An 18,974-nucleotide genomic window follows, 5' to 3' on the forward strand; every position below is an offset into this window, starting at 1 on the left:
AAGCGATGGCAACTTTAGAATTATCTGTTTATCGTTATAATCCTGATGAAGATGCGGCGCCACGCATGCAAGACTATTCTCTAGAAGTAGAGGAAGGTCGTGACATGATGGTGTTAGATGCTCTTATGCAGTTAAAAGAGCAAGACCCATCTTTATCTTTCCGTCGTTCATGCCGTGAAGGGGTATGTGGTTCTGACGGTATTAATATGAATGGTAAAAATGGTCTTGCATGTATTACTCCAATTTCTGCTTTGCAGAACGGTGGTAAAGGCAAGGTCGTCATTCGTCCATTACCAGGTCTTCCGGTGATCCGTGACTTAGTAATCGACATGAGCCAGTTCTATACGCAATACGAGAAGGTTAAGCCATTCTTGATCAACGACAAGCCAACTGGTGGTGAAGAACGTCTTCAGTCTATTGAAGAACGTGAAAAGCTAGATGGCCTGTACGAATGTATTCTTTGTGCATGTTGTTCAACGTCTTGTCCTTCTTTCTGGTGGAACCCAGACAAGTTCATCGGTCCTGCGGGTCTTCTACATGCTTATCGTTTCTTGGCTGATAGCCGTGATACAGCGACAGAAGAACGTCTTGCTGGTCTTGATGACGCGTTCAGCGTATTCCGCTGTCACAGTATTATGAACTGTGTTAGCGTATGTCCAAAAGGCCTTAATCCAACTAAGGCAATTGGACAAATTAAATCAATGTTGTTAAACCGTTCGGTATAACACATACTACTAGCTAAGATGGCAAGCAAAAGCTTGCCATCTTGTTTTCGTTTGAGTTTCTGCGCTAGATAAAAGGGCTAATAGATGCACGAAGGTGTGATGAAGGCATGGCTAGAATCTTCGCATTTGTACGGCGGTAACGTTGCGTACGTAGAAGATCTATATGAGGCGTATCTAGATGATGCAGCTTCAGTGCCAGAAGAATGGCGAGAGGTGTTTGATCAACTACCTAAAGTTGATGGAGTGGATGTTGACACTAAACATTCAGAAGTAAGAGCGCAATTTGCGGAGCTTGCTAAAAACAAACACAGAGAAGTCGTGGTTTCCGCAGAGGGTTCTGCTGATGCCAAGCAAGTTAAAGTTCTGCAGTTAATTAATGCATTCCGTTTCAGAGGTCATCAGAACGCAAACCTAGATCCTTTAGGGATTTGGGATAGAGAACGTGTTCGCGATCTTGACCCTGCTTTTCATGATTTAACTGATGCAGACTTAGATAAAGAATTTAACGTTGGCTCTTTTGCTTGTGGCAAAGAGACAATGAAACTCAAAGACTTGTACGCTGCGCTTAAAGCGACATACTGTGGCTCTATCGGTGCAGAGTACATGCACATCACCTCTACCGAAGAAAAACGTTGGTTACAACAGCGTTTGGAATCGTCCTTCTCGAAGCCACAATTCGACAAAGAAACCAAATTAAGAATCTACAAAGGTCTAACTGCTGCAGACGGCTTAGAAAAGTACTTGGGCGCAAAATTCCCAGGCGCTAAGCGTTTCTCTCTAGAAGGCGGTGACTCACTTGTGCCTATGCTGAAAGAGCTTATTCACCGTGCTGGTGAAAGCGGTCAGCAAGAAGCCGTAATTGGCATGGCCCACCGAGGTCGTCTAAATGTACTAGTGAATGTATTGGGTAAAAACCCTCAAGAACTATTTGACGAGTTCGCAGGTAAATATGGCGAGCACGCAGGTTCTGGTGATGTTAAATACCACATGGGTTTCTCTTCTGACTTCGGTACGAAGGGCGGCAATGTTCATATGGCATTGGCATTTAACCCATCTCACCTTGAAATCGTAAACCCAGTAGTAATGGGTTCGGTACGTGCTCGTCTTGACCGTTTGAATTGCCAAAGTGGTTCTAAAGCATTACCAATCACAATTCACGGTGACTCTGCAATCGCAGGTCAAGGTGTCGTTCAAGAAACGTTTAACTTATCGCAAACACGTGCATACGGCGTTGGCGGTTCGATCCGTATCGTAGTTAATAACCAAGTTGGTTTCACGACGTCAAAACGCGAAGATACTCGTTCGACTGAATACTGTACTGATATCGCTAAAATGGTTCAGGCACCTATCTTCCACGTGAACGCAGACGATCCTGAAGCTGTTGCTTTTGTTACACAAGTTGCACTTGATTTCCGTAACAAGTTTAAACGCGATGTGGTAATTGACTTAGTATGTTACCGTCGTCACGGCCACAACGAAGCGGATGAGCCAAATGCGACGCAACCGCTGATGTATCAGAAGATCAAAAAGCACCCAGTACCTCGCCAATTGTATGCTGATCAACTTGTACGCGAAGGTGTGATTTCTGAAGACGATGCGAAACAAATTGCTGACGAGTACCGAAATGGTCTTGATAAAGGCGTTTGTGTCGTTGAAGAAATTCAAAAAGAAACCAAACACTCATCAGATTGGTCTAAGTATGTTGGTCACGATTGGGATACGCCGTATGAGCCAAAGGTTGCGCTAGATAAACTCAAAGCGCTTGGCGAAAAGATTGCGAGCTACCCAGAGGCTCATAAAGCACAATCACGCGTTAAAAAGATTTACGATGATCGTAAACTTATGGCGCAAGGCGAGAAAATGCTTGATTGGGGTATGGCTGAGACATTGGCTTACGCGACCTTGGTTGATGAGGGCACTGATATTCGTCTTACTGGTCAGGATTCTGGTCGTGGTACATTCTTCCACCGTCATGCCGTAGTTCATAATCAAAAAGACGCGTCGACTTATCTTCCGCTGCAAAACATTCGTGAAGGTCAAGGCCTGTTCGAAGTGTACGATTCAGTACTATCGGAAGAAGCGGTACTTGCGTTCGAATATGGTTACGCGACAGCAGAGCCAACGTCATTGGTACTATGGGAAGCGCAATTTGGTGACTTCGCCAACGGTGCTCAAGTCGTATTCGACCAATTCCTAAGTTCAGGTGAGCAGAAGTGGGGTCGTTTATGTGGTCTAACACTACTACTTCCTCATGGCTATGAAGGTCAAGGTCCAGAGCACAGTTCTTCGCGTTTAGAGCGTTATTTACAGCTTTGTGCTGACCACAATATGCAAGTATGTGTGCCGTCAACACCAGCGCAAGTTTATGCAATGCTACGTCGTCAATCGGTTCGTCCACTACGTCGTCCTCTGATTGTAATGACGCCTAAGTCGCTATTACGCCACCCATTAGCTGTTTCTAGCCTAGAAGAGCTATCCGAAGGCGTATTCAATAACATGATCGATGAGATTGATGATATCAATCCTGAAAACGTTGAGCGTGTTGTGTTCTGTAGCGGTAAGGTTTATTACGAACTACTGCAAGAACGTCGTAAGCAAGAGCTTAACAACGTGGCTATCGTTCGTGTTGAACAGCTATATCCATTCCCTCACAAAGAGATGGATGAGATCATGGCTCGCTACCAGCACGTAAAAGATTTTGTTTGGTGTCAAGAAGAGCCACAAAACCAAGGTGCTTGGTACTGTTCACAGCATCATTTCTGGGAAGCTATCCCAGCTGGCGCAAATCTGACTTATGCAGGCCGTAAGGCTTCAGCTGCACCAGCATGTGGATACATGTCTACACATACTAAAGAACAAAACGCGTTAATTGCTGACGCTTTAACAATTAAGAAATAAGGAATAAGAGATGACAACCGAAATTAAGGTTCCTGTTCTTCCTGAGTCTGTTGCCGATGCAACGGTTGCTACATGGCATGTAAGCGTTGGCGATAAAGTGACTCGTGATCAAAACTTAGTTGACATCGAAACGGATAAGGTCGTTTTAGAAGTTGTAGCGCCAGAAGATGGTGTTATCGTTGCAATTTCTGAAGAGGAAGGCGCAACCGTTCTTGGCGAACAAGTTATTGCACAACTAGGTGCTGCTGATGAAGCAGCAGCGCCTGCTCAATCAAATGAAAAACCAGCAGCGTCAGAATCGGCGCCAGCAGCAGAAGGTAAAGAAGTGGACATTAAAGTACCTGTACTTCCTGAGTCAGTAGCAGACGCTACTATCGCAACTTGGCACGTTCAACCAGGTGAAGCGGTTAGCCGCGACCAGAATCTAGTTGATATTGAAACAGATAAAGTGGTTCTTGAAGTTGTTGCACCTGAAGACGGTGTGATGGGTGAGCACATCCACGCTGAAGGTGAGACAGTACTAGGTGATCAAGTTATCGGTAAAATCGTTGCCGGTGGCGCACCAGCTGAATCATCAAGTGCGAAGAAAGAAGAAGCACCAGCTGCTGCTTCTGACGAAAACTCAGATGTACTAACACCATCTGTTCGTCGTCTTATCGCAGAGAAAGGCCTTGATGCTGCTAAGATCAAAGGGTCTGGTAAAGGCGGTCGCATTACTAAAGAAGACGTGGATGCTTTCCTTAAAGCACCAGCAAAATCAGAGTCTAAGCCTGCAGCTTCTGCACCAGCTGCCCCGGTAGGTGAGCGCACTCAAAAACGTGTACCAATGACTCGTCTACGTAAGACAATCGCTAACCGCTTATTGGAAGCGAAGAACTCAACAGCAATGCTGACAACGTTCAACGAAGTAAACATGAAGCCAATCATGGATCTTCGTAAGCAGTACCAAGAGGTATTTGAGAAGCGCCACGGTATTCGTTTAGGTTTCATGTCTTTCTACGTGAAAGCGGTAACTGAAGCACTTAAGCGTTTCCCTGAAGTTAACGCGTCAATTGACGGTGACGATATCGTTTACCACAACTACTTTGACATCAGCATCGCGGTATCAACACCTCGTGGTCTAGTGACTCCAGTACTACGTGATTGTGATAAGCTTTCTGTTGCTGAAATCGAGAAGAATATTCGTGAACTGGCTATTAAAGGTCGTGATGGCAAACTAACTGTTGACGATATGACTGGCGGTAACTTCACTATTACCAATGGTGGTGTATTCGGTTCACTACTATCTACGCCTATCATCAACTTGCCACAGTCTTCAATCTTGGGCATGCACAAAATCCAAGAGCGCCCTATGGCAGTAAACGGTAAAGTTGAAATTTTACCTATGATGTACCTAGCACTATCTTATGACCACCGTCAAATCGATGGTAAAGAGTCAGTTGGTTTCCTAGTAACAATTAAAGAGTTACTCGAAGATCCAACACGTCTACTACTAGACGTATAATATTTGTTTAAAGAATAAGCTGTATGCTCGCATACAGCTTTTTTTTTGCGCCTTTGGTCTAAGTGGGGTTTTCATCAGAAGCCTTGGGATCTATACTATGTGCGCAATTTGGGATAGCTGACTATTTGCATAAATATTCAGCTTTTTTAGTATAAAAAATTGGATAAAGCATCATGAATTTGCATGAGTATCAGGCAAAACAACTTTTTGCCGAATATGGTTTACCTGTATCAGAAGGCTTTGCTTGTGATACACCTCAAGAAGCAGTTGAAGCTGCTGGTAAAATCGGTGGAGACAAGTGGGTTGTTAAGTGTCAAGTACACGCTGGCGGCCGTGGTAAAGCTGGCGGTGTTAAACTTGCAGACAGCAAAGACGAAATCCGCGCATTCGCTGAAAACTGGTTAGGTAAAAACCTAGTTACTTACCAAACAGACGAGAAAGGTCAGCCTGTTGCTAAAATCTTAGTAGAAAGCTGCACTGATATTGCAAATGAACTATACCTAGGTGCTGTTGTTGACCGTGGTTCACGTAAAATCGTGTTCATGGCATCAACTGAAGGTGGTGTAGAAATTGAACAAGTTGCAGAAGAAACGCCTGAACTAATTCATAAAGCTGAGATCGACCCATTAGTAGGTCCTCAAGCTTACCAAGGTCGTGAGCTAGCGTTCAAACTAGGTTTGAACCCAACTCAAGTTAAGCAATTCACTAAGATCTTCATGGGTCTAGCGCAAATGTTTATCAACCACGACTTTGCTCTACTAGAAATCAACCCTCTAGTGATCACAGACGCTGGTAATCTACACTGCCTAGACGGCAAAATCGGTGTAGACGGCAACGCATTGTTCCGCCAGCCTAAGATCCGCGAATTCCACGATCCTTCACAAGAAGACGCACGTGAAGCACACGCAGCAAGCTTTGAGCTTAACTACGTAGCACTAGACGGTAACGTTGGTTGTATGGTTAACGGTGCAGGCCTTGCGATGGGTACTATGGACATCGTAAACCTACACGGCGGCAAGCCAGCTAACTTCCTAGACGTTGGTGGCGGCGCGACTAAAGAGCGTGTATCTGAAGCATTCAAGATCATCCTTTCTGACGACAATGTTAAAGCAGTACTAGTTAACATTTTCGGTGGTATTGTACGTTGTGACATGATCGCTGAAGGTATTATTGGTGCGGTTAAAGAAGTTGGCGTAAACGTGCCAGTAGTTGTACGTCTTGAAGGTACTAACGCTGAAGCTGGTCGTGAAGTACTAGCTAACTCTGGCCTTGACATCATTGCAGCTGAGTCACTAACTGACGCTGCTGAGAAAGTAGTTGCTGCTGCGGAGGGCAAATAATGTCTGTACTAATTAACAAAGATACTAAAGTAATCTGTCAAGGTTTCACTGGTGGTCAGGGTACTTTCCACTCTGAGCAAGCTATCCAGTACGGTACGCAAATGGTTGGTGGTGTTTCTCCTGGTAAAGGCGGCACAACTCACCTAGGTCTACCTGTATTTAACACAGTACGTGAAGCGGTAGAGTCAACTGGTGCAACTGCATCTGTTATCTACGTACCAGCTGCATTCTGTAAAGACGCTATCCTTGAAGCGATCAGCGCAGGTATCGAACTAATCGTATGTATCACTGAAGGCATCCCTACACTAGATATGGTTGATGTTAAAGTGAAGCTAGAAGAAACTGGCGTTCGCATGATTGGTCCTAACTGCCCAGGTGTTATCACTCCAGGTGAAACTAAGATCGGTATCATGCCAGGTCACATCCACTTGCCTGGTAAAGTAGGTATCGTGTCACGTTCTGGTACTTTGACTTATGAAGCAGTTAAGCAAACAACTGACGCTGGCTTCGGTCAATCTACTTGTGTTGGTATCGGTGGTGACCCAATCCCAGGCACTAACTTCATCGACGTACTAGAGATGTTCCAAAACGATCCGCAAACTGAAGCTATCGTAATGATCGGTGAGATCGGCGGTACAGCTGAAGAAGAAGCGGCTGAGTACATCAAGCATAACGTAACTAAGCCTGTTGTTTCTTACATCGCAGGTGTTACAGCTCCTCCAGGTAAGCGTATGGGTCACGCTGGTGCAATTATCGCAGGCGGTAAAGGTACAGCTGACGAGAAGTTCGCAGCACTTGAAGCCGCGGGTGTTAAAACAGTTCGCTCTCTTGCAGAAATCGGTTCTGCACTAAAAGAGAAAGCGGGTTGGTAAGTTAATACCGCACGTTAAAAAGGCTCCTCAAGGAGCCTTTTTTGATCTCGCTATACCAATTGCATGAGGGGATTATGCCTTTTCATAAACTCGGTGAGCTCTGTGAAGTCACAAAAAATGAATTATTAACACTTACTCAGCAAAACCCAACGTTCGACACTAAGTGCTGCAGCCGCAATGAAATATTATTGCAACAAGGGCAAGTGCAGCGTCATGGCTTTTTTATCCGCTCAGGTAAGCTTGTATCATCGGTTGTAAATGAAACAGGGGAGCTAAGACATAAGGAGTTCTATTTTGCTGGTGAACTTTGTATTCTATTTGCTGAATGGATCCAAAAATCTCCTAGCTTCTATCAAATCTCTGCGCTGGATGATGTGGAGTTGGTACTCGTTCCGCTAGCCGAATTAGAACAAGATACTCTTCGCGCACTTAAATTAAAATTATTAGAACAGCAGTTGCTATTTAAAGAAGCAAAAGAAGCTTTTCTACTACTAAATACGCTGGAGCAAAGATATTGTTTTTTGCGTGACAAACGTCCGCATTGGGTTAGTGGTTTAGCAAATTATGATCTGGCTAATTATTTGGGCGTTACACCTCAAGGGCTATCACGGTTAAAGTCGCGAGTAAACAAAGCGCAAGCGACAACAACTAAGCGTTAGCTCAAAGACTATATTCACGCTCTACCTTGGCGATACGAGTTGTATAGCTTTGATACCATTTTTTATTGCCGTTTTTTTGCGCCTCAATATGCTCAGCATTGGCTTTCCATGCTTTGATTGACTCAAGGTCTCGCCAATAAGAAACGGTGATCCCAACCTCCTCACGCGCAGATTCTAATCCTAAAAAACCGGGTTGAAGCTGTGCAAGCTCGACCATTCTCGACGCGGTTTGGGCGTAGCCCTCGTCGTCTTCATTTTTTATATTGGTAAAAATTACGGCGTAATAGGGTGGTGGTGGAGTAGTTGCAATCATAAGTTGTAGCGCAGTAAATTGTAGATGCTATGTTTATACCAATTAACCTGTGCTCTAATCAATCACGATAAATGATGAGTTCCTCATCAGAGCAACTCATCATTTATTTCTAATATCACTTAACCCCAAAAGGATTGTCTATGCTGTGCGCAGGCTCAGTAAACCAACGTGGACCATCGTCGGTCATATAGAAATGGTCTTCCAAGCGAATGCCAAATTCATCAGGAATAACCAGCATCGGTTCATTTGAAAAACACATTCCAGCTGCGAGCGGTTCTGGGTTGTCTTTGACTAAATAAGGCCATTCGTGGATATCTAAGCCGATACCGTGCCCAGTGCGATGTGGGCAACCTGGTAGTTGATAATCAGGACCGAGCCCATTGCTGGCAATATACTCTCTCGCGGCTTTATCAACAGCGCCACAGGGCGCACCAATTTTGGCTACATTAAATGCTGCAATTTGCGCTTGCTTCTCAATTTGCCAAACGGACTTTTGCTTTTCACTGGGGTCGCCAAAAACATAAGTACGGGTGATATCGCTGAGATAGCCGTGTAACTTACAACCAGTGTCGACGAGAACCACATCGCCTTTTTTCAGCGTTTGTGGATTTTTTACACCATGTGGGAATGACGACGCCACACCAAATAGCACAATACAAAAATAATTGCCCGGTGCCCCCACTTTTTTGTGCGCTTCATTAATAAAGGCTTCAACTTCGGTTGTGGTGATCCCTTCATACAGCATAGATGCCGTTGCTTTATGTACGGCAAGTGTCATGTCCATTGCTCGTTGAATAAGGGCAATTTCATTGGCCGATTTATGCATTCTACAATGCGCGGTTACTGCCTTTGCATTGATAAGCGAAAGCTCAGGTGCCGCGAGTCTGATCCCATCAGCAACAAAAAACGCAGTGCTTTCGTCAATGGCGAGTGTGCCTGTGCTATCAATATTGAGTGTGTTAAGTACGTTTGCAACGAGCTCGTAAGGAGATTCTTCTTCTTGCCAAGCATGAATAGGGCCTTCAATCAGCCAATAATCCTTAATAGAGCCAATTTCAAAAAACGGGACGATAAACTGAACTTGTCCATTGGCGGGTAAAATAGCACCGACCAAACGCTCACTGGCGTACCATTGCAAACCAGTAAAGTATTTTAAATTTGTACCAGCATTTAAATAGAGTGCATCAATGTTGTTTTGCTGCATATATTGTTGAGCTTTTTCTATTCTTGCTAAATACTCGCTTTCGGCAATTGGCGCTACACCTTTGGTCATATCTTCTAAGTTATCTAGCGCTTGCTGCGCGCTCTGGTATGCAATACCTTTCATTTATTGTGATCCTTAGCTAATTAAATCGAGCAATACTAAAGGGAGTAAGATCGATGTCGTTGGGCTTGTTGTCAATAAGATCTGCGATACATTCACTTGAAATTGCGGCTTGGGTCAGTCCTAAGTGCTGATGACCCAGTGCAAAATATAGGTTGTGATGATTTGGCGCTTGTCCGATGACAGGTAAATAATCTGGGAGTGAGGGGCGGCAGCCAACCCAAAGCGCCTCACTGTGTTGTGGCAGAGTTTGCCTTAATAGAATGCTTGCGTGATGTAATAATGCACGAGCACGGCTGTAGTTGGGTTTACTATCCAGTGTGGCAAATTCTACCGTGCCGGCCAGTCGTAAACCTTGTGACATGGGCGTCATGATAAACCCTCGCTCACTTGATGCAACAGGTCGTGTAAGCGTATTCTTCACTGCCAACATGTTGTGATAACCACGCTCGGCAATCATGGGCAGTGAGTAACCTAAAGACGCACAGAGTGTTTTACTTGCCGCTCCTGTTGCTACAACTACTTTGTTAAAGGTCATCTTGTGGCTTTTGGAGTGAAGTGTATAGCCATGCTCTGTGTGGATAATATTGTCGATTGAGGCTTGTTTGAATGCTCCCCCTAGCTGCATAAACTGCTCATATAAAGTCAAACAAAGGACGTAGGGATCTGTGCTATGCGCGACTTTATCAAAATACAGTGCTGAGGTAATGGTACTTGATAGGCTCGACTCCATTTCTCGGGCTTGATCACCTGTAATTAAGCTCACTGAGATGTCTTGTTCGGTGTATTTGTTATAGCTTTTACGGGCAGAGCTTTCGTCACCTTCAAATACCAGTAAACTGCCGTTGCTAGATATAAGTGTATGATACTTATCACCAAGTAAACGCTGATATGCGGGTAGTGCGCGTTCATTTAAACTTCTAAGTGCGATTGTACCTTCGTGGAAACAGCTACTTTTCATTTGCTTTAAGAATCGTACAAACCAAGGCATATTTTTGAGCAAAGAGGTGGTCTCAATTCGCAAAGGCCCCACCGGATTGACTAACATGCCAGGCACCTTTGTTAGTAAAGCTGCGTCTGCCATTGGAAATACCTGTTCCGTGGCAAAATGCCCAGCATTACCCTTGGAGCATCCCTCTGCGGGCTGATTTTTATCGAGCAAGGTAACAGCGTGGCCTCGTCTAGCTAATTGCAGCGCGGTGGTTATCCCAATGATCCCTGCACCGATCACTGCAATTTTATTATTACTTTCCACAATTTACCTCTCCATCCTAAATTGTATTTCCACATAGACATCAATCAGGTCTCGTTTAAATACCAAAAAGAAAAAATTTACCACTTACAAATCATAAGATTACAGACGTTTAAGTCAGTCATTTAAGCTAATGGTTAAAAAATCTCTCTTTTGAATATTGATTATTGTATACAATATACCTATTATGGCAAGCACAATAACTAAACAACCTAATGAAAGGCGAGAACCATGAACGTAAATTGGCAGGGTGTATATCCAGCAGTAACCACTCAATTCCATGATGACGAAAGCATCAACTTTGATACCACCAAAGAGATGATAGATAACCTGATTAACGAAGGGGTTCATGGCATCATAGTATTAGGCACCGTCGGTGAAAACTGCTCACTCACGGCTGACGAGAAACGCCAAGTTTTAAAAGCGGCGACAGAAGTGGTAGGTGATAGAGTGCCACTACTTAGTGGTGTGGCTGAGACCACAACTGCACTGGCTGTCGAGTTTGCCAAAGATGCAGAAGCGCTTGGAATAGATGGACTGATGGTGTTGCCGGGGATGGTCTACCGCTCAACCGAGCGTGAAGCGATTCATCATTACCAACAGGTAGCGCGAAGCACGGCATTACCTATTATGATTTACAACAATCCGGTGACCTACGGTGTCGATGTGTCTATTGAAGGCATGAAAACCTTAGCTGAGGAGTCCAACATTGTTTCAGTAAAAGAAGCAACGGAAGATACCCGCCGTATTAGCGAGCTGTTTAGCGCATTTGGCGACCGCTACGTGGTATTTGGTGGTGTTGATGATATCGCACTGGAAAGCCTGATGCTTGGCGCGACGGGTTGGATCTCGGGATTGACCAATGTATTCCCACGCGAGTCAGTGGCTATTTATAAACTTGCTGAACAAGGTCGCTATGAGGAAGCACGCGCGCTGTGGCGTTGGTTTTTACCTTTGCTACGCTTAGATACTATTCCGACACTAGTGCAGTGCATCAAATATGCAGAACATTTGGCTGGACGCGGTAGTGAAGTGACTCGTTCTCCAAGATTGCCACTCACCCAAGAGCAAAAGGCTTACGTGAGTCGTTTGTACGATGAAGCGATGGCAAATCGAATTGACTTAAGCCAATATAACTTGGACTAAGCGTATGATTTTAGGCACCTACTATTGTATAGATGGCCACACCTGTGGCAATCCCGTGCGCTTGGTCACGAGTGGTCATCCACCGCTTTTGGGCGAGAGCATGAGTGAAAAGCGCCAACATTTTTTACGCGACTACGATTGGATAAGGCGCGCACTGATGTTTGAGCCCAGGGGCCATGACATGATGTCGGGTGCCTTTTTATATCCACCGACCACTGCTGATGGGGATGTGGCAATCCTATTTATCGAAACTTCTGGGTGCTTGCCGATGTGTGGGCACGGCACTATCGGGACAGTCACTTTTGGCCTTGAAAGCGGCCTTATAACTCCAAAGGAACATGGTGTACTCAAGCTTGACACCCCTGCGGGGCGCGTGAATGCCTATTATGAGATGAAGGCAGATAAAGTGACTTGGGTAAAGCTCTACAATGTGCCGGCATTTTTGGCGTACCAAGCGGTGCCTGTCCATGTTGATGGGCTAGGGGAGCTCATCGTTGATATTGCCTACGGCGGTAACTTTTACATTATTGTTGAGCCTCAAAGTCTATTTGCTGGTGTGGATCAAAGCTGCGCTGCTAAATTATTGGCATGGAGCCCCAAAGTGCGTGCGGCAGTTAACGCGCAAATAAATCCAATTCATCCCGAAGATTCTTCTGTATGTGGCGCCTCCCATGTGTTATGGACAGGCAAGCCACAACATCCAGATAGTCATGCTGCAAACGCGGTATTTTATGGCGATAAAGCGATTGATAGATCGCCTTGTGGCACCGGCACAAGTGCACGCATGGCACAGCTGTTTGCAAAAGGACTGCTAAAAGATGGCCGCACTTTTGTTCACGAGAGCATCATAGGCAGCCAATTTATCGGTAAGGTCGAAGGCACAACTGAAGTCGCGGGAAAAGTTGCAATTTTGCCAAGTATTCAAGGTTGGGCACGTCAAACGGGGAGTAATTGTATCACTGTAGATGACGAAGATCCGTATGCATTTGGTTTTCAGGTGCTCTAGGGCCTGTTGACCTTTGCTGCAAAAACAAGCTTGAAAGATCAACAGGCCCTAGCCATTAAGATTGAAAGAAAACAGGAGCTAACAATGAATTTATCAGGAAAGAGCTACATTAACGGTGCGTGGCAAGCCGCACAAACGGCAACAACGTTTTACGCGTTTTGCCCAGCAACCAATGAGCCGCTGACGCAAGCATTTTTTAACGCTAGTGAAGCACAAGTAGAGGAAGCTGTTAATGCGGCAGAGCAGGCTTTTAAGGCTTATCGTAAAACGTCGATGACTGCTCGAGCAGAGTTTTTAGAAACCATAGCCCAAGAAATTCTTGCCTTAGGTGATGAGCTAATAACCACAACAATGGCAGAAACTAACCTGCCAAGGGCAAGACTCGAGGGCGAGCGTGGCCGCACGGTAAACCAATTAAACGCATTTGCTGCAGCGCTGAGAGATAACCTAGCTGAGCTTTGCCTTGCTAAGGAAGAGCAAGCGGACCCAAATCGCACGCCGCTGCCTAAGCCAAAAACACAGCTTAAGCATATTCCTATTGGCGTTGTTGCGGTGTTTGGTGCATCAAACTTCCCTTACGCTTTCTCAACGCTTGGAGGCGATACTGCAGCTGCGTTAGCCGCTGGTTGCCCCGTGGTGTATAAAGGTCACCCAGCACATCCGGCAACGTGTGAGCTAATGACCAAGGCCATTGCTGCAGCAATAAGCAAATGTGATATGCCAAGCGGGGTGTTTTCAATGCTGCAAGCGAAAGCGTACGATGTCGCGCATCGGCTGGTTAAAGCTGAGCCTATCAAAGCGGTTGGATTTACGGGCTCCTTTGGCGTCGCAAAAGCATTGCAGGGCACTATAGCGAAGCGCGATGAACCTATCCCGCTTTACGGTGAGCTTGGCAGCGTAAACCCGCAAATTGTCTTACCTGAAAAAATACAGTCGCAAGGCGCAGAGCTTGGTGCACAATTTGTCCAGTCTTTACTTATGGGCAATGGTCAATTTTGTACTAGCCCCGGTATTTGGTTGGTGCCAAGCAATCATTCACAAACATTTATCGAGACAGCTAAGCAAAATATTAGCGCAGCACCTTCCGATACCTTATTAACCCCTGGCATTTTAAAAGCTTATCAAAACAGCACTGCGGCGCTAAAAGCACACCCTCAAGTAACGTTGTTGAGCGCTGGTGAGCAAGCACAGCCGTTTCACGCCAACGCGCACTTGTTTTCAACGGATAGCAAAAGTTTTGTATCTGACGAGAGGCTTAAAGAAGAAGTCTTTGGGCCAAGTGCTTTAGTGGTGAGCTATGACGACTTAGCGCAGCTTGAGGACTTAATCGCAGACTTAGATGGGCAGCTCACCGCCAGTATTCATGGCACTGATTCTGACTTACATCAAGCCGAAGACATCATAGAGGCGTTACAATACCGCGTAGGTCGATTGATTTATGGGCAAATGCCAACGGGCGTTGAAGTGTGTGCCACCATGAACCATGGCGGGCCGTTCCCGTCATCAACTGATGTACGTTCAACGTCGGTAGGGTTAGAAGCGCTAAAACGATTCGTAAGACCAATTTGTATACAAAGTTAAGCAAACCAAGCCCATAGCATTGCTATGGGCTTTTTTATTCAGACATAATTCGCACATCAAACTTATATACTCGACAAACATGCAATTTGAACTCAGATGCGTTTATAATGAGTTCATAAAACAATAATTACTAAATACTATGGCGATTGTACATAAAACTCGAACTCAATTAGTTGCTGAAGCAATTCGTGAAAAAATCCTCACAGGCGAAATCAAAGCGGGCGAGCCGCTGAGGCAAGCCGCGCTGGCAGATGAGTTAAATGTAAGTCGTATTCCCGTTAGAGAAGCACTGCTGCAACTAGAAGCCGAAGGCTTAGTTAACTTCGAAGCGCACAAAGGCGCGACGGTCACACGTTTAAGCGCTGAGCAAATCGACGAAATTTTTGACCTACGCGCATTGTTGGAAGCCGAGCTTTTATGCCATTCAATCGATAAGTTAACGGCGCGCGACTTGCTAGAAGCTGAAGCCATCTTAGCCGAGCTTGAAGAAGCAATGGCTGCTGGCGATACACAACTGGCAACTGGCAAGCTTAACGCCGAATTTCACAGCAAACTCTACAGCAAAGCACAGCGCCCACAGACTCGTGAGCTGGTGGATGTGTACAGTAAAAATTCCGAGCGTTATGTGCGCATGCATATCCTACTTGCAGGTGGCATTAAAACCGCACCAGATGAACACCGCCAGCTATTGGAATTGTGCCGCGATAAAAATACCAAAGGGGCATGTGACTTTTTGAAAAAACATATTACTGGCGCAAAAGATGATATCAAAGCATTGCTGCTTAAGCTTGAAAGCGAGCAGTAGGTGTCGCTGAGCAATGTTGTTTTAAGAGCAATTAGTTCTTTTAGTTATAGGATATACCAGCTAGTTAACATGATTCTATTGAACTCTTTTAAATAATATTTGAGCTGAATCAGGAAAAATTCAAAGAATAAGCCAAGAATTACTTTTGGCTTATTCTTTGAAATAAATTTGCACTTTTACATTCAAATAATTCTATTATTGATTCATTTATCGAAAGAGAGTCCCCACATTAGTACGCGACCACCATTGAAGTGGTCAGACGTTCCTGTTGCAGATATTCTCACTTTGCTAGTTTTTACTTGGTCGGGAAGAGCGAAAATCTGTTTTTGCCAATACCTACTCTGTGTTATTGGTGAAAAGTTGAAACTTGCGACAGTAACCCATTGCTCTTCTGACCAGATATCAAAATTAAAAGTCGTCAATCGTGTACCTTGTCCGTTGTTGAAAGATCCAAGTCTGAAGTTCTGCAATTGAAACTCTTTATTAAAGGTCAGTTCAAAGGACATCGGTATTGGAAGTCCACCAGAGTCTGATTGCACATATATACCTTTTTTATACTCTACCTGCTCGAAGGCCAAAGGATCTGTGCCGTATCTATTTCTCAAAAAATCTTCGTTAATTGGATTGTACGTATCATATGTACCACCTGAGAAAATTGGATCAGCAACAAATTGTATAACATCTGAATATGTAGGAAGTTCGGTATTAGTTTGTGTAGCTATGAGGTTAAAGTCTCCACGCTCTCCATTCTCACCAAACCAGACTCCGCTCCAATTATTGTTTTTTATACTACCACTGAACCATTTTAACTCACCAGTATCATCCATTTTGAAGAAAAATCTACGTTCACTACCTGAACCTGAATGTAAGTCATTCAACTGCTCCACAGTTCCGCTTATAACGCTGTCAATACCCGCAGTTCCATAGATAATTTCACCTCGTTGGCGTAAATCTATATCTTTGTATTCTCCCTGTTTTATTGTGCCATCTAAATGATGATCTAGTGTTATTTTGTACTCATCTGCAGTTGCTATAAGGCAAGTCACTGATAACCCAATCGCTGAGAACAGAGGTAAGAATTTCATTGTGTATTTCCTTGTATCTATCTATGATATTTTTGATTGTAATAATAGAAAAATTTAGCTCACGATATTAAATCATAACTATTTAAAAAATATAAATATATTTTCCATTTTGTTAGATGATATGCAACTGACACAACAGCTTTTTGCTTTAAACAGCAAGGTAAAATAACACTTAGCTGATAGGCGATCCAAAGGGGAGTTTTTTAACTACAAAAGTAAGCTGCATATGCAACCATACACCTACTAAGTTACAGCATGCCTTATCCAAACATAATCGTATCTAACGCCCCCAACCTTGATCTATATCATCCTCGCAAGACTAAAGTCTCATCAAAACTTGGCGATTTTTTATCTATCTTTACTAAGTTCCAGCGAAACTGAGTAACTTATTATGACAACAACAACCTATCAACAGGCGTACCACACATTTACCCAAGACCCAGAGGCGTTTTGGCTTAAAGAAGCGACACGGCTTGATTGGCACACGCCACCAAAAATCGGACATAGCCAAGACCAAGAGGGGTTGAGTCATTGGTTTAGCGATGGTTTGATGAATACCAGTTATGTGGCACTCGACCATCATGTACACCAAGGGAGAGGGGAGCAAACAGCACTAATTTATGACTCGCCGGTGACGAATACCAAACGCAAAATTAGCTATCGCGAGTTGCTCTCTCAAGTGAGCCATTTTGCGGCAGGCTTAAATCAGCTTGGTGTAAGCGTAGGGGATAGAGTCGTAATTTATATGCCCATGGTGCCTGAGGCGGTCGTTGCTATGCTTGCTTGCGCGCGCGTGGGTGCTATTCATTCCGTGGTGTTTGGCGGTTTTGCACCTCATGAGCTTGCGGTGAGAATAGATGATGCTAAACCAAAGCTAGTGATCAGTGCTTCTTGCGGAATTGAAATAGGCCGCACTATTGAATACAAGCCTATGCTGGATGAGGCTTTGTCGCTGGCAAAGCATCAAGTTGAACATTGCGTTGTGTTACAGCGTGAAGCATACCAAGCGCAGATGTCATCGCCAAGAGACTTAGACTGGGCGGTGGTGGCAAACACGCCAGAATCCTTTGATGCCGTGCCGCTACCAAGCACGCATCCGCTTTATATTTTGTATACCTCTGGCACCACAGGTACACCCAAAGGAGTAGTACGAGAGCAGGGCGGTCATGCTGTGGCATTAAACTACAGTATGAAAACCGTTTACGGCATGGCGCCCGGCGAAGTATTTTGGGCAGCATCTGACATTGGTTGGGTTGTGGGCCATTCTTATATTGTTTATGGCCCACTGATTTATGGTTGCACTAGCGTATTATACGAAGGTAAACCGATTAAAACCCCAGATGCAGGGGCGTTTTGGCGAGTGGTAGAAGAATACCAAGTGGCTGCACTTTTTAGTGCACCTACGGCATTTCGTGCCATTAAAAAAGAAGATCCGAGCGCTGCGCTCTTGGCTAACTACAACACAAGCAGTCTAAAAGCGCTATTTTTAGCTGGTGAACGACTTGACCCTGCTACCTACGATTGGCTACAGTCCACCACAAAGCTGCCGGTAATTGACCACTGGTGGCAAACCGAAACGGGTTGGGCAATTGCATCTAACCCAGTTGGAATTGAATTGATGCCAACAAAGGCGGGCAGTGCCACTGTTCCCACACCGGGCTATCAAGTCGAGATCCTTGATGTGGACGGCAGTCCTTGCGAGGCCAATCAACAAGGTGTTGTTGCGGTGAAATTACCACTCCCTCCCGGTTGTTTAACCACTATTTGGAATAACACGGCGCGCTTTAAAGGCAGTTACTTATCACAATACCCCGGCTATTACCTCTCTGGCGATGGCGGGTATTTTGATGAAGACGGCTACCTGTTTATTATGGGCCGCACCGATGACGTAATAAACGTAGCCGGGCATAGACTGTCAACCGGTGAAATGGAAGAGATCGTCGCAGGCCACAATGCAATTGCAGAATGCGCCGTGTTTGCCGGTAAAGACGAGCTAAAAGGCCAAGTGCCTATTGCCATGGTGGTACTGAAAGATGGCGTAAACACCACAGAAACGGCCATTGCAGAGGAAATAAGAAGCCTGATCCGCGAAAAAATCGGTGCGATTGCCTGTCTTAAAACCATTAAAGTGGTTGAGCGCTTACCCAAAACCCGTTCAGGTAAAATACTCAGAAAGAACCTACGCCAGCTGGTGGACGGTGAAGACATCATCGTGCCATCTACCATTGACGACCCCGCCATTATTGAAGAGTTACAGCTAATGTGGAATACATGCCAACACCATAAGAGATAAGAGAATTATACCAATTGGCCTTAATACTTGCTCAATTTGAAGAAGCAAACCTGACGCTAACGGTGTTAAAGCTTTCTTATTTAGAACACTAAATAACCTGAGCTTCGGATAATTAATGCCTTTCTAGCAGCCTGTTTTAGCGCTAACTGCGTTGAATACACTTCCAATAGC

15 protein-coding genes are annotated in these 18,974 nt (G+C 44.8%); 11 read left to right on the forward strand and 4 right to left on the reverse strand.

The features are described 5' to 3' along the window. Positions 1-5: 5 nt before the first annotated feature. The 6 genes from PNC201_RS08010 (at position 6) to PNC201_RS08035 (ending at position 7,998) form a co-directional block, all read left to right on the forward strand. Positions 6-725 carry a succinate dehydrogenase iron-sulfur subunit gene (locus PNC201_RS08010; RefSeq protein WP_102056724.1) on the forward strand — a complete coding sequence of 240 codons (720 nt, stop codon included), beginning with the start codon at positions 6-8 and terminating at the stop codon, positions 723-725. Between the two features lie 84 nt (positions 726-809). Then, positions 810-3,623: a 2-oxoglutarate dehydrogenase E1 component gene (gene sucA, locus PNC201_RS08015; RefSeq protein WP_102056725.1), complete on the forward strand. Its 2,814-nt coding sequence runs from the start codon at positions 810-812 to the stop codon at positions 3,621-3,623. A gap of 10 nt (positions 3,624-3,633) precedes the next feature. Then, positions 3,634-5,127 (forward strand): 2-oxoglutarate dehydrogenase complex dihydrolipoyllysine-residue succinyltransferase, encoded by a 1,494-nt coding sequence (odhB, locus tag PNC201_RS08020; RefSeq protein ID WP_102056726.1) that lies wholly within the window; start codon positions 3,634-3,636, stop codon positions 5,125-5,127. 173 nt (positions 5,128-5,300) lie between these two features. Then, on the forward strand, positions 5,301-6,467 hold the full coding sequence (gene sucC, locus PNC201_RS08025; protein WP_010371452.1) for an ADP-forming succinate--CoA ligase subunit beta: 1,167 nt from the start codon (positions 5,301-5,303) through the stop codon (positions 6,465-6,467). Beyond that, positions 6,467-7,339 carry a succinate--CoA ligase subunit alpha gene (gene sucD, locus PNC201_RS08030; RefSeq protein ID WP_010371451.1) on the forward strand — a complete coding sequence of 291 codons (873 nt, stop codon included), beginning with the start codon at positions 6,467-6,469 and terminating at the stop codon, positions 7,337-7,339. Before sucC ends, sucD begins: the two co-directional genes overlap by 1 nt. A 41-nt stretch (positions 7,340-7,380) precedes the next feature. Beyond that, complete coding sequence (locus tag PNC201_RS08035) at positions 7,381-7,998, forward strand: Crp/Fnr family transcriptional regulator (RefSeq protein WP_233525233.1); 618 nt, start codon at positions 7,381-7,383, stop codon at positions 7,996-7,998. Position 7,999: 1 nt separating this feature from the next. Here PNC201_RS08035 and PNC201_RS08040 read toward each other — a convergent pair whose 3' ends face one another. The 3 genes from PNC201_RS08040 to PNC201_RS08050 form a co-directional block, all read right to left on the reverse strand. Then, complete coding sequence (locus PNC201_RS08040) at positions 8,000-8,311, reverse strand: antibiotic biosynthesis monooxygenase family protein (protein ID WP_010604654.1); 312 nt, start codon at positions 8,309-8,311, stop codon at positions 8,000-8,002. Positions 8,312-8,426: 115 nt separating this feature from the next. Then, positions 8,427-9,638, reverse strand: a complete 1,212-nt coding sequence (locus tag PNC201_RS08045; protein ID WP_102056727.1) for a M24 family metallopeptidase — start codon at positions 9,636-9,638, stop codon at positions 8,427-8,429. Between the two features lie 16 nt (positions 9,639-9,654). Continuing rightward, the gene (locus tag PNC201_RS08050) at positions 9,655-10,890 is read right to left on the reverse strand and encodes an NAD(P)/FAD-dependent oxidoreductase (protein WP_102056728.1); all 1,236 of its coding nucleotides are present in this window, start codon (positions 10,888-10,890) and stop codon (positions 9,655-9,657) included. A 228-nt stretch (positions 10,891-11,118) separates the two neighbouring features. On the opposite strand from PNC201_RS08050, the gene PNC201_RS08055 reads away from it, so the two are divergent. From PNC201_RS08055 to PNC201_RS08070, 4 genes are all read left to right on the forward strand, one after another. Continuing rightward, positions 11,119-12,033, forward strand: a complete 915-nt coding sequence (locus PNC201_RS08055; RefSeq protein WP_069019092.1) for a dihydrodipicolinate synthase family protein — start codon at positions 11,119-11,121, stop codon at positions 12,031-12,033. Between the two features lie 4 nt (positions 12,034-12,037). Continuing rightward, positions 12,038-13,039 (forward strand): 4-hydroxyproline epimerase, encoded by a 1,002-nt coding sequence (locus PNC201_RS08060; RefSeq protein ID WP_102056729.1) that lies wholly within the window; start codon positions 12,038-12,040, stop codon positions 13,037-13,039. Between the two features lie 84 nt (positions 13,040-13,123). Continuing rightward, a complete protein-coding gene (locus PNC201_RS08065; protein ID WP_102057862.1) occupies positions 13,124-14,620 on the forward strand; it encodes an aldehyde dehydrogenase (NADP(+)) in 1,497 nt (498 codons plus the stop codon). 139 nt (positions 14,621-14,759) lie between these two features. Further along, complete coding sequence (locus tag PNC201_RS08070) at positions 14,760-15,425, forward strand: GntR family transcriptional regulator (protein ID WP_010604660.1); 666 nt, start codon at positions 14,760-14,762, stop codon at positions 15,423-15,425. 203 nt (positions 15,426-15,628) lie between these two features. Here PNC201_RS08070 and PNC201_RS08075 read toward each other — a convergent pair whose 3' ends face one another. After that, entirely contained in the window at positions 15,629-16,510 is an 882-nt protein-coding gene (locus PNC201_RS08075; protein WP_102056730.1) for a hypothetical protein, read from the reverse strand. Positions 16,511-16,901: 391 nt separating this feature from the next. Here PNC201_RS08075 and PNC201_RS08080 point away from each other — a divergent pair, with 391 nt between their 5' ends. Beyond that, a complete protein-coding gene (locus PNC201_RS08080) occupies positions 16,902-18,803 on the forward strand; it encodes a propionyl-CoA synthetase (RefSeq protein WP_102056731.1) in 1,902 nt (633 codons plus the stop codon). The last annotated feature ends 171 nt before the right edge of the window (positions 18,804-18,974 follow it).

Origin of the sequence: Pseudoalteromonas sp. NC201, assembly GCF_002850255.1 — a bacterium.
Lineage (GTDB): Bacteria > Pseudomonadota > Gammaproteobacteria > Enterobacterales > Alteromonadaceae > Pseudoalteromonas.